The organism is Proteus mirabilis HI4320 (assembly GCF_000069965.1).
Taxonomy (GTDB): domain Bacteria; phylum Pseudomonadota; class Gammaproteobacteria; order Enterobacterales; family Enterobacteriaceae; genus Proteus; species Proteus mirabilis.
The window spans coordinates 2,826,460-2,841,051 of the sequence record NC_010554.1 but is presented as its reverse complement, the minus strand read 5'-3'; the positions used below and the strand labels follow the sequence as shown (position 1 = coordinate 2,841,051).

The 14,592-nt window shown below is 39.9% G+C and carries 9 protein-coding genes and 1 pseudogene; 7 read left to right on the top strand and 3 right to left on the bottom strand.

Annotated features, from left to right (window positions below; genetic code table 11):
- Genes PMI_RS12835 through PMI_RS12825 form a run of 3 tightly spaced genes read right to left on the bottom strand, consistent with a single transcriptional unit; the run spans position 1 to position 8,208 of the window.
- The gene (locus PMI_RS12835) at positions 1–6,105 is read right to left on the bottom strand and encodes a non-ribosomal peptide synthetase (protein WP_012368439.1); all 6,105 of its coding nucleotides are present in this window, start codon (positions 6,103–6,105) and stop codon (positions 1–3) included.
- 20 nt (positions 6,106–6,125) lie between these two features.
- Positions 6,126–6,863 carry a class I SAM-dependent methyltransferase gene (locus PMI_RS12830; protein ID WP_000371013.1) on the bottom strand — a complete coding sequence of 246 codons (738 nt, stop codon included), beginning with the start codon at positions 6,861–6,863 and terminating at the stop codon, positions 6,126–6,128.
- Between the two features lie 31 nt (positions 6,864–6,894).
- Positions 6,895–8,208 (bottom strand): MFS transporter, encoded by a 1,314-nt coding sequence (locus PMI_RS12825; RefSeq protein ID WP_001351065.1) that lies wholly within the window; start codon positions 8,206–8,208, stop codon positions 6,895–6,897.
- Positions 8,209–8,380: 172 nt separating this feature from the next.
- Between PMI_RS12825 and PMI_RS12820 the strand changes: the two genes are divergently transcribed.
- From PMI_RS12820 to PMI_RS12790, 7 genes and pseudogenes are all read left to right on the top strand, one after another.
- The gene (locus tag PMI_RS12820) at positions 8,381–10,369 is read left to right on the top strand and encodes a TonB-dependent receptor (protein WP_000428182.1); all 1,989 of its coding nucleotides are present in this window, start codon (positions 8,381–8,383) and stop codon (positions 10,367–10,369) included.
- A 157-nt stretch (positions 10,370–10,526) separates the two neighbouring features.
- Positions 10,527–10,964 (top strand): annotated as a pseudogene (tnpA, locus tag PMI_RS12815) (IS200/IS605 family transposase).
- Between the two features lie 171 nt (positions 10,965–11,135).
- On the top strand, positions 11,136–11,798 hold the full coding sequence (pilL2, locus tag PMI_RS12810) for a PFGI-1 class ICE element type IV pilus protein PilL2 (protein ID WP_004239720.1): 663 nt from the start codon (positions 11,136–11,138) through the stop codon (positions 11,796–11,798).
- A complete protein-coding gene (locus PMI_RS12805; protein ID WP_000149725.1) occupies positions 11,795–12,535 on the top strand; it encodes a hypothetical protein in 741 nt (246 codons plus the stop codon). Before pilL2 ends, PMI_RS12805 begins: the two co-directional genes overlap by 4 nt.
- A 13-nt stretch (positions 12,536–12,548) precedes the next feature.
- Positions 12,549–13,283 carry a TIGR03759 family integrating conjugative element protein gene (locus PMI_RS12800; RefSeq protein ID WP_000790124.1) on the top strand — a complete coding sequence of 245 codons (735 nt, stop codon included), beginning with the start codon at positions 12,549–12,551 and terminating at the stop codon, positions 13,281–13,283.
- A gap of 12 nt (positions 13,284–13,295) precedes the next feature.
- Positions 13,296–13,934: a transglycosylase SLT domain-containing protein gene (locus PMI_RS12795; RefSeq protein WP_004239718.1), complete on the top strand. Its 639-nt coding sequence runs from the start codon at positions 13,296–13,298 to the stop codon at positions 13,932–13,934.
- Positions 13,924–14,478: an integrating conjugative element protein gene (locus PMI_RS12790; protein WP_004245750.1), complete on the top strand. Its 555-nt coding sequence runs from the start codon at positions 13,924–13,926 to the stop codon at positions 14,476–14,478. Before PMI_RS12795 ends, PMI_RS12790 begins: the two co-directional genes overlap by 11 nt.
- Positions 14,479–14,592: the final 114 nt, after the last annotated feature.

Here is a 14,592-nt window from a genome sequence, read left to right as displayed (position 1 = left end):
TTATCTACTATGAGTTCGTAGTTGTAACCGTTTCTTTCTCTTGTTTTTGTGTTTGTCTCGGTCGGAATATTGCTCACATGTTGGTGAAGTGTTTTGCCAAAGCAATTGCGCTAATGTACTTAGATTTGGACTAGCGAACAGATCAGTAATTGTAATATGGCTATAGCCATTTTTTTGTAGTGCTGCATGAAGTTGAACCAATTGTAAAGAGCTGGCACCTGCTTCGAAAAAATTTGTTTCAGGTGCTAACGTTATTCCAATAACTTGCTTAACAAGTTGTTGTAGTTTTTGTATTGTCTGACCTGTTTTTTGTGTATCAGTAGATTGTTTATAATGTGTGTTTTGATTATTTTTGGCATTGAAAACTGGGGTGATGACGAGATTATTGCATCTTGGTATAAGTTTATTTAGTGGCAATTGCCAAGATTGTGGTTCAGTAGCCAGTTTAGTGAGTATATGTTCATATTGCTGGAACATGGAAAAAATGGTTGTGTAGTCAAATAATTGTTCGACAAAATCCCAGTTTAAATATAATTCACCGTCTGACTCATATACTTGATGATCTAGCCATGTTTGTGGTGTTTGTGATATTCCCCAAACAGGTTTTAGCCATGAATGATGAGAAAGAAAACCTTCATCATGTTTATAGCCCAATGCACAGGTAAAAACGACAGGTATCTCTATATGAGACATCTGTCGTTGAATTGCCATTTCACGCATTACTTTAATGGCTGAAACACTACGATGTTGCATATCTTTATGTAAACGTTTTTGCATCATTGAGATACTGTTTGACCAAAGATCACAGGTATACCAATCGAGTAATTGTAATGAGGTAAAATCACCAAGTACTTCATTTATTTGAGGATGTACAGGATGCCGATTAAATAATGTCAAATTAATTGTTAACTCAGGGCTTTTACTCCATGCGGATAATGTGGCGCAATAAGCAGCAATCAAAAGTGCTGCTGGCGTAACATTATTTTGCTGAGCAACTTGTTGTAGTGCTTGCCAAACAGAAGTAGATAATGATGTTTGTAAACGCGAGAAGCGAGGTTGCACAATCTGTGCTGGATCTTTTATTAGTGGCAATTGTGGGGCTGGTGGTAATTGTGGTAAACGCGTTAACCAATATTCCCAATCATTTTGTGTGTTAATCGGATAGGCATCACAATCAATATAATCTCGAAAAGTAATATCTAGAGGGATAAATTGGTGATTTGGCTCCATATACAGTGTTTTTAGCTCACTGAAAAATATCTGCATACTCATTCCATCAAGGAATAAGTTATCAAGGCTAATAAAAATATGATCTGGTTGTTCTTTGGTTTTGATAACTTGAATAGTAAATAAAGGCCAAATTTCTGGATCATAAACAATGTTAGCAAGTTGAGCTCGTAATACTAGAAAAGAGTCACTTTTTTCTGTAGGGATATAATGCGTTTTAACGGAATAATAAGGAACTTTTTTAAGTACTTGTTGTTGTCCATTAATAATGACACCACGTAACATATCATGACGAGAAATCAACTGATTAATTGTACGTTCTAATTTAGGTACATCTAAATTTTCCGCTATAAAATGGACAAAAAAATGTGTACCAACACCCCCAAGTGTAAAATTATTTTGCCGTCCAACTAAGTAAGCTTGCTGAATATCAGTGAGTGGAAATGGATTGTATCTATACGCCTCGTTATGTGAAATTGCTGGCTGTTTTTCGAAAACTTCGCTCTGCTTTATATTTTGTGCAAAATCAGAAAGGATCGGATAAGCAAAGATATGCTCCAGTTCAACTTGGTAGCCAATATGGTTTAAATCAGAGATCAATCGAATAGCAACTAGGCTATCTCCCCCTTCACGAAAGAAATGACTGTGACGGTGTATCTTGTTGGTGCCAAGGAGCTTTTGCCATATTGTTATGATGATCTGTTCTTTACCATTGATAGGTTGTTGATTTAGGTATTCTTCTTGGTATTCCTGACAATACAATTTTAATGATTGGTTATCTATTTTGCCATTTGCGGTTAAGGGGAACTCAGTTAGAAAATAAATATGTTTTGGGATCATATAGTCTGGTAAAAATTGGCGCAAATCATGCTCTAGCTTATTTTTATCTGGTAAATAAATTTTTTCTGGTGCTTGGTATAACTGTGTCAATATTTCGCCGTTAACTCCTTCACTTTTATAAGTCGCAGTAGAAGCGCTAAAGATATCTTTGCATTTTTTTGCTGTTAATAATTCATCAGCAGGATCACTACCATTTTGTTGTAATAAAGAGATGCTTATCAGTGATTGTGCAGGGGCATGTAACACTTCTTGTATAAAAATCATTCCACTCGGAGCACAGAGTGAAACGAATTTTTGTATCTCTTTTTGTGGGCTGTCTAATCGATGAAGATAATTGTTCATCCAAATGATATCTGCACTATATCGATTTTTATGAAGAAATACTTCTGTAAGAGGCTCAGCATAACTATTTTGATAATCTGATAAATTTTGGTTAGCTTGCGTTACCATTGAAAGAGACTCATCAGTTAGCAGTAGGGTAACCATATTAGTGGGTAATCGTTGCAGAATATAATTTGCTGAAATACCGCTTCTAGCACCTAATTGAATGATTTTTATTGGCCTTTTTAGTGAATGATGAAGTTCTCTTATTTGTTGTAGTAAATTTTCTAAGGAGTAGTGCATTCCATCAATACGCATAGTGACTTGTTCTGGTGACCAATAGGGATCATCAAATAGTGTTAGAGCTGATTTTTTACCTTTGAGTATGTCTGTTAAATTGTTTTTGTGGCGCTGCAAATTTTCTATTAGCGTTCGCTGGGTACTATTAGTTGGGGGGGAATTGAGTGTAGTTTGTGGATATTGTGCTATTAAATTTAGCCAATTAGCCATTAATGACTGATAGCTAGCGATAATGCTATGGTCATCTGCTGATTTTTTTTCTGACAAGAGGTTGTCGAAATCAATATTTTGTTCAGTAAGATAATCATATAAAAATCCAGCTATGATTGCCGTTTCTTGGGATTGTTGTTGTACATTTATTGGGGTTGAGCGCAGATAGTAGAGGGGAGAAAAGGTGCTATTTGAACTGATAATATCCTGGTAATTACCCGAATTTAGTATCACAAAAGAGTGTAATGCTTTTTCTTTATTACCATTACCAAGGCATAGTGTAATCGCATTTTGCACACCCTGAAGCTTATTGAATGCAGCATCAATTTCCCCTGGTTCTATACGGTATCCGCCAATCTTAACTTGGCGGTCACGTCTTCCTAAAAATTCAAGTATACCGCCAGGGAGATATCTTCCCATATCACCTGTTTTATACCAATTTTCACCATTTTGTTTTACAAACTGTTGTGCTGTTTTTTCGGGATCGTTTAGGTAGCCTAACGCAACGCCTGCACCACCAATCCAAAGTTCTCCTGATACCCAATCAGGGCAATCTTCTCCTCTAGCATTAACAATACGATAACGTTGGTTGGATAAAGGATATCCATAAGGTATCGAGCTCCAGGATGGGTCTAATGTTGTGACATTAAAATAGTTAGACCAAATAGCGGCTTCTGTGGCACCTCCCATGGCGACTATTTGTCCATCAGGGCAGAAATTATAGTAACGTGTCGGGAGATCAAGCCCAATCCAATCTCCAGAGAGATAGATTAATAGCAGCGATTGTGGAATGGATGACCCTATTCCTTCTGCATAGGTTAGTAACATATCAAACAGTGCAGGTACGCTGTTCCAAAGTGTTATTTTATGTTGGTTAATAAGTCGTAACCATGCATCAGGATTACGGCGCTCATCTTCTTTAACTAATACAAGAGTCCCTCCGGCATTTAAAACACCGAAAATATCATAAACAGACAGATCAAAATGTAGTGCTGATATGGCAAGTACCCGATCTTTGTCTGAAATGTTATATCGCCGATTGAGATCAAGGCAGGTATTCATTGCGCTGGCATGGGATACAACAACACCTTTAGGCTCTCCAGTAGAACCTGAAGTATAAATAACATAAGCTGCTTGATGAGGAGATATATCTATATTGTGTAGTGGTTTATTCTCGGAGGGTTGAACTTTTTGCCAAACAATCCTGTTACAAAATGTAGCATAGATTGAATAGGATGGATCGCTATCAGATACGATGAGTAATGAAAGCTGAGCATTTTTAGCAATGCGGTTTATACGTTCTTCTGGTTGTAGTACATCAATCGGAACATAAGTTCCCCCCATTAATAAAATAGCCAGAACGCTAATGATTTGCCCTACTCCTTTTGGCATACATACACCAATTCTGTCTTCTGGTTTATAACCTTGTTGTATTATTTGATCACTGAGTATTGTTGCTTTAGATAATAATTTTTTGTAGCTCCATTCCTGAGAGTCGATATCAATGACAGCAATTTTTGATGAATTTGAATAATTATGGAAAATAGACTTATGCAGTGTATGTGGTAATAGTGAATTATCTTTTTTGATAACTGATATTCTATTTTTTAATTGTTTTTTAGGAATTAAATCAGGTTGGGTTTCAATCCAGGCATTAGGATCGTTGGCAAGTTGGCGTATACGAGAAATATAAACATCAAATATTGTTGTTATAACATCATTCCGGAACAAGTCATTGTTATAATCCCACTGTAAAACAATATTTCCACTTTTGTTAATTGCCATGTGATCAAGCCAAACTTGTGGGGTTTGTGATATTCCCCATCCTATAGAACCTAATACAGATTCTATATTTTTATCAATAAGTGGTTGATTAATATGGCTAGTAAAGACAACAGGACACCCATAAGGATGGGTGCCATTTTTACGAAGGTCTCTAATGATATCAATACCAGAATAATCAGAATGTTGCCAAGCTTCAATAAATGTATTTTGATTGTCTTTAGATAATGAAATTAATGGTCGATTGTCTGTTTTCATTTCTAAAAGAATGACATTAGTAAAATCAGCTATAATATTATTAACTGCAGGGGCTAATGGCTTTCTATCAAATAATGTAAAGTTGAGTAATAAGCTATTTTGGCCAGTCCATCTTGCAAGTACAGATGAGAAACAGGTTGCTAATGCAATGGAAGGTGTAATATTATTTTCTTTAGCCAAATTACTAAAGTTTTTCCATTCTTTTGAGCTAAATGTCCAGCTAAGGCGTTTAATTTTTATTTTATTTATTTTTTCTGGATCCATATATAATGGCAGAAGAGGAGAGTCTGGTAGGTTTGGGATTTTATTTTTCCAATATTGATATGCTGATTCTTTGTTTTCATACTGTTTTTTATCTTGTAAATAATGGTAAAAGTCATAGTGCTCATCTAACTGAGGCAGTATTTCTCCGCTCAATAATAAACAAAGTTCAGTAAAGAGTAATGAATAACTTGTACCATCTGCAATCAACATATCAATATTAGTACATAAACGATATCTGTTGTTAGGTAGCGATATCATGTGAAAATCAATTAACTGACCGCTTTCAACATTTAGTACCTGATGGCTTAATTTTTCCCGTAATTGTAAAAGTTTTTTCTCATACTCATCTTTTGGTAATTTACTAAAATCATGATATGTAACATATTTTCTATTTGGGTTAGGAGACCAAAATTGTGTACCCTGTTGGTGAAATACTATATTCAACATGGGATGACGTTTTGATAATAATACTAATGCTTTCTCTAGACTTTCCGGAGTAAATTTAGGGGTGCCATCAAATTCTTGATAAATTTGGCAAGCAACACCACCAAGAGTTTGTTTATTCAAACGGCCGACAAAATAGGCATGTTGTATAGGTGTAAGTGAAAACTCACCAGCATTTTTTATTGTTTTATGTGTATATATATTATCTTTTCTTTCTTTTTTATTTATATCTGATTTTTTTAATATTTTATACCATCCTTTTATTGTTGGATTTAAATACAAATCTTTTAATGTTATAGCATAACCATTTTTTTGGAAAATATATAAACATTGCATAAATCCAATTGAATCAAGACCTAATTTTATCAGATTGTCCTTATCTGAAAATTTATTTTTGTCAATGTTTATTTGCTTGGAACATAATTCTTTTATGTTATTAATATCACTTAATATTTTCATTTCTATACCTTAATTATGAGTTATTTATGGCGGAGGATTGCCATTGGTACAGTACTTGAGCTAATGTTTTCATGGACCAATCCTTCTCTTGATGCCTCCTTAATTACTTGTTCAATTCCAAAAGTATACCAATCTCTTTCTATATTAAAATTTCGTATGACTTTATCGTCTTCTATGATTTTAAAATTCATATTCCAACGAATAGCCTCTTGATCTATAGGTTTGCCACTTAAATAAATTTCATAGATATGGTTCCCTATTTTTTTACTATTTAATAGTATCTTAGAAATGTTACAAGGCGTATTAAACGGCATTGTATCTACCAAAATAGCACCTTTTTTTTCTAGCCCATTTGCAAGCTTATTCCATAATATTTTTCTATCATTCTGATTAAAATATCCTATACAGCCACATATAATAGCGGCAGAAAATGATTTTGGTAGAATGGTATTTTGAAATGTATCAGCAATCACAGTTACTTGGTGTTGTATTTCAGGTAACATCATAATTCTTGTCATTAGGCCAATACGCATAGATGCAGACGGTTCAATTGCAAAAATATGTATGTCTGGAAACATTTGCGCAATTATACTTAATTCTTGGCCAGTGCCGGAACCTATATTTAACCAGTTGCCTGTTTTTACTCCCATAAACTTCAAGGATTTTATAAATGTATCTTTACGAGTTTCCCAATGAGGTTCGCTTAAAATATCATACATTTCAGCAGACTGAGTATAATAATCTTCATAGTTATCCATTCTGTAATTACCTTATTCAATTTCCTACTAATTATACATATTGCTCAAAATTGTTTGATGAAATATTTAGTTTAAGGCGTTTTTTTATTAATTTAATGGAAATTAGTACTGCGATAAAAGTATAAATAGATGATATTGCAAAAACAAAATGATAAGACCAGTTCTCCGCTGTCCAAGTGCCTAATAGAGTAGCAATGATTGCTGTAAAAGCATTTGTACATTGGAAAATAGTGAAATCAATACCAGCTTGTTTCAATGAAGATAAGCTCATTAAACCAGTGTAAAAAGAAACTAGTCCTGCAGAAAAAAGAATATATTTGAACCCTATAAGTAAAAAAAGTATTTCATGTGGGATATATTTTATTCCTATAGCCATGGATATGAAAGTAAAAATTAAACCTTGTAAACCATAGGTAATGAAAATTGATTTCCATATGCCAAATACTTTTATTAATATACCACCTAAAAGTGTTCCAAATAGGCTTGCACAAAAATTGAAGCTTCCTATTAATAGTGCAATATTATTTAATGTAATATTTATATCTATTAATAGAGGTCCGGTAATCATATCTGTGATTCTGTTACCTCCTTCTAATAAAACTACTAATAAAATACCAATTCTTACCTCTTTTCGATTAAATGCATATGATAATTTGGGTATATGGTAAGTTTCAGATGTGGTTAGTCTATCTGATTCTTTAAAGTAGAGTGTTGGAATTGTAAGTAATATGATGGTTAGAGCTGATATAGCAAATGCAGTATTTAAGCTAAAATAACTGGAAATTAATAAAAAACCACTAGTGCCTAATAATGCTCCTATTTCTCCTCCGCCAACTTGGGCAATATTTCCCCACCCTCTATTACTTGCCTTAATCTGTTCTACCGCCATGCCATCACATGCAATGTCAATAGTCGATGTTAAGAATGCACATAGGATAAATATTCCAAAAATCCAAAGATTATTCAGTTTGCTTATATTATCGTTAGGGTTTATTAGAATAAGTAAAAAAACTAAAAGAGCAACCAATGATTGACCAATAAGAATCAAGTTACGTGAACGGCGAAATTTTTTTCCAAAAGGTAATCTCAGGCGTTCAATAAATGGAGACCATAAAAATTTAAGTGTCCAAGGAAGCATAAAAAGTGAAGTCAATCCAATTAAAGAGAGAGAAAATCCTTCACTTCTTAGTAAGGTTGGTACAGATTGCATGATAATCATTGATATAAGGGTTTGGGTGATATAAACCCCACCTATAGCCATAATGATCCTTCTGTTGGCTGATAACTCATAACAGATTGATTTATAGCAGCAATGATCCTTTTGTTTTTTGTCATTGGTTTGCACTCTATTAACCCACCTTAATATTCATGTTTTCTGTTACTCAGCACACTTTCATAAGTATATATAATTTTCATGCTCAAAATGTGATCAACCTCAAATAATAATAACAATGCAAATGATATTAATTCGCATTAACATTTCGGCGTAAAGTGCCATTGCACATTTTGGGGTTTATATGGAAAATAAAGGAACTTTATTTAAATCTATATCTTTTGTAGCGGCTACAATGGTAACAGTAAGCTCTGTAGCTGCCACAGAACAGCATGATAATACAATAACTGTTACTGCAACTAAGCGCATTCAAAGTAGTTTTGATGTAATTGGTAATGTGAATGTTCAAACTGATGAACAGTTAAAAAAATCTTTAGTTAATCAAACTGATGATTTGAGCGCAGTTTTTCCTGAGTTGTTATCTGCAAACCGAAGTTCGCGTATTTATAACAATATGACTCTTCGGGGCCAATCTTCGGCCGATTTCTTTTCTCCAAGTTTGGGACTGTTTGTTGATGGTGCTCCCCAGCTTTCTCAATCGTATGCTCAATCTCTTCAAGGGGTTGAGCAAGTTGAGCTACTTAAAGGCCCACAAGGAGTTATTTATGGGCGTGGCACATTGGGAGGGATTATCAGTGTTATTACCAAAAAACCCAGTAGTCACGCTGAAGCATGGTTAGGGGGGCAATATTTTGGTCAAGGGGAAAGAATCAATACAGGAGGAAGCACTGGCTACATGGAAAACGGCTGGGCTTTTCAGGGGAATGTTAGTCTCGATAGAAATAATGGTTCTTTGAACAATCCAGCATGGGATAAAAAAAATGTTGATAGCAGAGATATAAAAGCTGGATGGTTGTCTGCTAATTATATTTCCCCTGATACATTATTTGAGTCTAATTTAAAAGTAGGTGGAGAAAATTACCATTCTCATGAGGAATATTTTGTTCCTTTTTCACCTCTTTCACGTTCAAAAATTGATACTGAATGGTTATATGAAACACCTAATCTTAAACGTAAATTAAAAAATATTTCCTGGAATACAGGTTATGATTTTAATGATGAATGGAAGTTTAAAACGATACTTTCTTATCAAAATATGGATATAGATAGATTGTTTATGGACGGAACGTTACAAGATGATTCTCAGGATATTTTGTATTCAGAAGCAAGAGCTAATTATGAGGGGGGGGATCTAAGTGGAATTATAGGGGTATCATTTCAAAAGATGGGTTATAGACATGATAATTTATCTGTAGGGAAAGTCGGAATGGGAGGAAAAAAATCTGATAATGATATTTATAATTACTCTGGATATTTTGATGGTGCATACAGGATAAATGACAATTGGGAGTTAGGTGCAGGGGCTCGTTTTTCTCACGAAAAAGCAAAAACTCGAATGATTATTTTAGAAAAAGGAAAAGGTGAGTCTAATTATAATAATAATGCAGTTTTTAATGCCTTTATTCCACGAGCAAGTATCGCCTGGCTTCCAAATGAGCAGAATCGTATATGGTTTGGAGTTGGCCGCGGTTTTAAACCTGGTGGTTTTAACAAAGAAGGGGTTGATAAACTAGCTCTGACTTCTTATAAATCGGAAATTGCCACGGAAATGGAATTAGGTTGGAAATGGCACAGTGTTAATGATAACCATATGGCCGAAATTACTTTATATCAAATAGATAGTAAAGATGTTCAAGGATATGTAGGTGTTATTGGTTATCAGGCATTATCTAATATGGGAGATTCAAGAAGTCGAGGGATAGAATATCTTTGGAAATCAAAGCTTACCCCTAATCATAGTATTTCACTGGGTGGCATGTTCAATCAATCAGAGTTTACCAGTGGAGAACATAAAAATAAAAGACCTGCTTATACTCCTAGTTATAGTTCATTAATTTCATGGGAGGGCTTATATGGCAAGGAGCAAAAGTGGTCTTCTCGGATTGCAGTCAGATTTAATGGACCATTTTACTTTAATGAGCAAAATAATTTAGAACAAGGGCATTATACTGTTGTTGATGCATCAATATCATGGCACCCTACAAAGCAATATGAACTTAGTATCTATGCGAAAAATATTGGTGATGCTTTATATCGAACGTATGCATTTGGTAATAAAGCACAGCTAGGTAATCCGAGAGAGATCGGGGTTCAGGGAAGTATTAACTTTTAGGGTATAGTAAAATCCGCCTGTGCCAAAAAGCGGGTTTTTATTGTCAGCCTTAAACCACCACCTAAGCAGGTGATGATTGACCCTGTGAGGCTATAGCCTGAAGGAAACCCATGTTAAAAAACTACCTCTTACTCACCACAAGTAAAGAGGAAATAACATGGGTTTATACAGAAGTTCATCACATGTGTATTGACGTTGCAAATATCATCTAGTTTGGACTCCTAAATATCGTTATAATATATTGAAAGATAAAGTAGGAAAAGAGCTTTATAGAATAATTTATATTCTCTGCATTATGAAAGACTGTGAAGTATTGGTGCTAAATGTTCAGCCAGACCATGCTTATTTAGTTGTAATGATCCCACCTAAACTATCAATATCAACACTAATGGGAGTCCTGAAAGGACGTAGTACGATAAGGTTATATAATCGATTTCCACATATACGTAAGAAACTTTGGGGTAATCATTTTTGGGCTAGGGGATATTTTGCTGATACGGTGGGGGTTAATGAAGTCATCATTAGGCGTTATGTAAGGCATCAGGATAAAGTTGATCAAGAGCTCGACCAACAAATGGAATTGTTGGGGGATTAATAAAGAATATAGCCCCCTTATAGGGGGCCCAATTTAAAACCACCTCTTTTAGAGGCGGTATTTTACACCCGCCGTTTTCTTTTTTTTCGGAAAACTAATTTCCTATTGAGAGCGCTTGCTTTTCTGCGCACAGTGTGCCTGTGACTTTATTTTGTTAACTCAGGACAGAAAATGCGTATGAAAACTCTCCCGATATGTCTTGCCCTGACCTCACTGTTGTTGGGGGGCTGTGCAGACAAGCCAGCCCAGCCTACGGAAGCGGCGGCAGACATCGCGATTCCGCTCAACGTCGGTTATGCTCAGCCGCTGCTCCCAGATATTTATCCGTCAGCCCCGGAAGTGGTGCGTTATGACCGTTACCGGCTGGTTGATATTTCGCCTTCACAGGCACAGCGTTACCCGCTGGAACAAATTGTTCATCTGCGTATTCCTGCTTCCGTCTCCCCGACAGTCGGGGATGCGCTACATTATGCCCTGCGTGATTCCGGATATCGTCTGTGCACGTCCGATGGACAGGCGAACCACCTTTATCGTCTGCCGTTACCCGCTGTTCATTATCAGATGGGATCGATCCGCCTGAATGTGGCGTTACAGATCCTTGTCGGTCCGGCCTGGCAGTTGTGGGTGGATGATGTGCAACGGGAAGTGTGTTACCGACTTCGTCCGGAATACACGCCATCTGCGCCGGATGCAGGAATGAGCGGCGCTTCATCCGTCTCTGTGGTCACCCCACTTTCTGCGGGCAGTACGCCATTACCGGTGCCACCGGTGCTTAACACTTCCACTGGTCATACCGATGTGAATAAGGTTCATCGCGGAGGGTGGCTGAAATGACTCATTCTGAAGAATTGTCCGTAACCCCATTACATAAAAAAATTTACCGGGGGGTGATTGTGACGGGCGTGGTCGCCTGTGCTCTGGTGGCCGGTATCCCGCTGTTTATCCACAGTAATGTTATCAGTTCACACTCAGAGGCTCTGTCACAACTCGGACAACGATTACAGGCGATTGAGATGAAGATGGCTGACTCTGTCACGGATGACCGGATGAATGCGCAACTGGACGTGCTCCGTCAGGGGCTGACGACGCTAAAACAGGATGTGGCATCACAGCGCGACACCCTCAGAACGGTGACAGCACAGCTGGCGGTGGCCGGCAAACCGGATGAACAGATCGCCGTACTGTCTGACGGGCTGGAAAAACGGCTGGCACAACTGGAAACCCGCCAGGCACAGTGGGCACTGGCGTTACATCAGTTGCAGGAACAGCGTCAGCCGGAACAAAAAACGGTCAATCCCCCGGTTGTCAGGGCAAAACCCGCCACGCCGGAAACTTCCCGTCTCGGGGCTTCTGTCCGTCCATCCCGGACCGTGCCGTTTCAGTTAACCGCGATTGAACAGCGGGGCGGTCGTCTTCTTGCCGCACTGGCTCCTGCGGATATTCGTCAGCTGGGGCAGGTACAGTTACTGCCGGTAGGCGGACGTTATCAGGGCTGGGAAATGACCGACATTCAGACTGATCGTGTGACATTACGTTATCAGGGGCGCACAGTGACGTTGCGCCTGCCATAAAAGGAATGCCGTGATGAAAAACATAAGATGCGTGGTTTTACTGGGTGGGTGTCTGATGTCCGCACCGCTGACAGCTGCACAGTCTGTTTCCGGGGCAACCCGACCGGTTCAGATTGAGGCGGGGAAATCGGCTGAGAGTCAGACACAGTCATTGCAGTATGAGGCGCAGGAATGGGGACTGAGTGCGGAGGAGTATGCCCGTTTTGAGGCGCTGATGAAAGGGCGGCGCGGTATTCAGTCTCCCGGACTGGATCCCCTGACGACATTGGGTATTGAGGCCCGGTCAGACGAAGAGCGCCGCCGGCTGGCTGAAAAGTGGGTACAGCAGGAATTTGCCAGGGCAGAAAAAGAGCTGGCGTTTCAGCGGGAAGTAGATGCTGCCTGGAAGCGGCTCTATGGTCAGGTATTACCGGTCAGTCTGGGAACATTCGGCAGGATGGAACAGGGAACAGCGCAGCGCCGGCAGGCACTGTTTGTGCAGGCGGAAAATTGTAGCGCGTGTGATGCCCGTCTGGCTACTCTGCTGGCCGGCAAACAGCCGTTTGATATTTATGTGCTGGGGACAAAGGGGGATGATAACCGCCTGAGGGCTTGGGCCAGACAAAAAAATATCCCGGCAGAGCGCGTCAGAAAGCGGGAAATTACGTTAAATCATGATGGCGGTCTCTCGCTTCAGTACGGACTGACCACCACACCGGTGGTGATGCAACAGTTACCGGATGGGCGGTGGCGTCCGCTCACACCTTAATCCGGAGGCGTGATGCGTAAAAATTCCCTGCTCACTCTTGTCCTGCTGCTGTTTTCCGTGCCGTTACCGGCTCGGGAGGTGCCGCCGGGCTACCGTGAGGTGGCCCGGCAGGAGAATGTACCAGCAGAAGCCCTGTATTCCCTGGCACTGACGGAGTCATCCTGGACATTACCGGCACATCACCCGCAGGCCGGTGAAATCCATCCCTGGCCGTGGACGCTGAATGTGGCTGGTAAAGGATACCGTTATCCGACACGGCAGGCCGCCTGGCAGGCTTTACAGTCGTTTTTACAGACGACATCCCCCAGACGTATTGATGTGGGGATTGCACAGGTGAACTGGGGCTGGAACGGGCATCACTTCCGTTCCGCCTGGGAGGCCTTTGATCCTTATACCAATTTGCATGTGGCCGCCCGCATCCTGCGCCGCTGTTATGAGGCGTCACCGGGTAGTTGGATCCGTGCCGCCGGCTGTTATCACCATCCGGCGGGCGGTCAGCCCGCAGTACGCTATAAAAATAGTGTCCGGCGTCAGCTGGCGACACTGACGGGCGGTACACAACCCGTTCCCGCTCATTTACCGGCAGTCAGTACAGATCGGGCTGTATCGTTTGTGTGGATAGAACCGGAGAACAAAACCGATGCGAAATAATCCTGAAGAAAAGACAACGCGAGCCTTTTATCCCCTGCCCGTCTTGGGGATGCTGCTGTTTTGCGCAGCCGGCGGCAGTCAGGCGGCATTAACGGTGGTGGCGGATTATGGCGGGCAACCGGCAGCACCTTTTTATGACGCGATAAATAATGCCCCGAATGAATGGACAGCAAAGCCGGCGTCCCGCCCTCTGCCGTCCGTGATGGCCCCGTCAATGGTGTTGCCGGTTGAGACACCGGAAATGACGCCGGGGGAGGTGGATGACCGCGTCCTGCATTTACCGGGGATTGGGGCACTGTATCTGGTGGGGGATGATCCGTTATCCCGGGCATGGCTCACACAGCACGCAGCCCAGCTGAATGCAATGAATGCGGCCGGGATGGTGGTGAATGTGAAATCGGAAACCGGGTTACAGGCGCTTCAGGCGCTGGCTCAGGGAGGACTGCTCTCCCCAGCTTCTGGCACCGATTTAGCTCACCGTCTTCAGTTATCACATTACCCAGTTCTGATCACGGAAACCGGGTTGACCCAGCAGGTGAAGTAATGTTACCGCCGATATGGCCTTCAGATGGGGTTGACTCCCCGGCATTCTGGTTGGCCGTGCTGATGTGGTGCGTGTTCTTTGTTGTGATGAGACTCCTGGGGAAAAAAAACCGTC

Coding starts and splice junctions, on each gene's coding strand:
- PMI_RS12835 (WP_012368439.1), bottom strand. CDS start 6,105: ATGAAAATATTAAGTGATATTAATAACATAAAAGAATTATGTTCCAAG.
- PMI_RS12830 (WP_000371013.1), bottom strand. CDS start 6,863: ATGGATAACTATGAAGATTATTATACTCAGTCTGCTGAAATGTATGAT.
- PMI_RS12820 (WP_000428182.1), top strand. CDS start 8,381: ATGGAAAATAAAGGAACTTTATTTAAATCTATATCTTTTGTAGCGGCT.
- pilL2 (WP_004239720.1), top strand. CDS start 11,136: ATGCGTATGAAAACTCTCCCGATATGTCTTGCCCTGACCTCACTGTTG.
- PMI_RS12805 (WP_000149725.1), top strand. CDS start 11,795: ATGACTCATTCTGAAGAATTGTCCGTAACCCCATTACATAAAAAAATT.
- PMI_RS12800 (WP_000790124.1), top strand. CDS start 12,549: ATGAAAAACATAAGATGCGTGGTTTTACTGGGTGGGTGTCTGATGTCC.
- PMI_RS12795 (WP_004239718.1), top strand. CDS start 13,296: ATGCGTAAAAATTCCCTGCTCACTCTTGTCCTGCTGCTGTTTTCCGTG.
- PMI_RS12790 (WP_004245750.1), top strand. CDS start 13,924: ATGCGAAATAATCCTGAAGAAAAGACAACGCGAGCCTTTTATCCCCTG.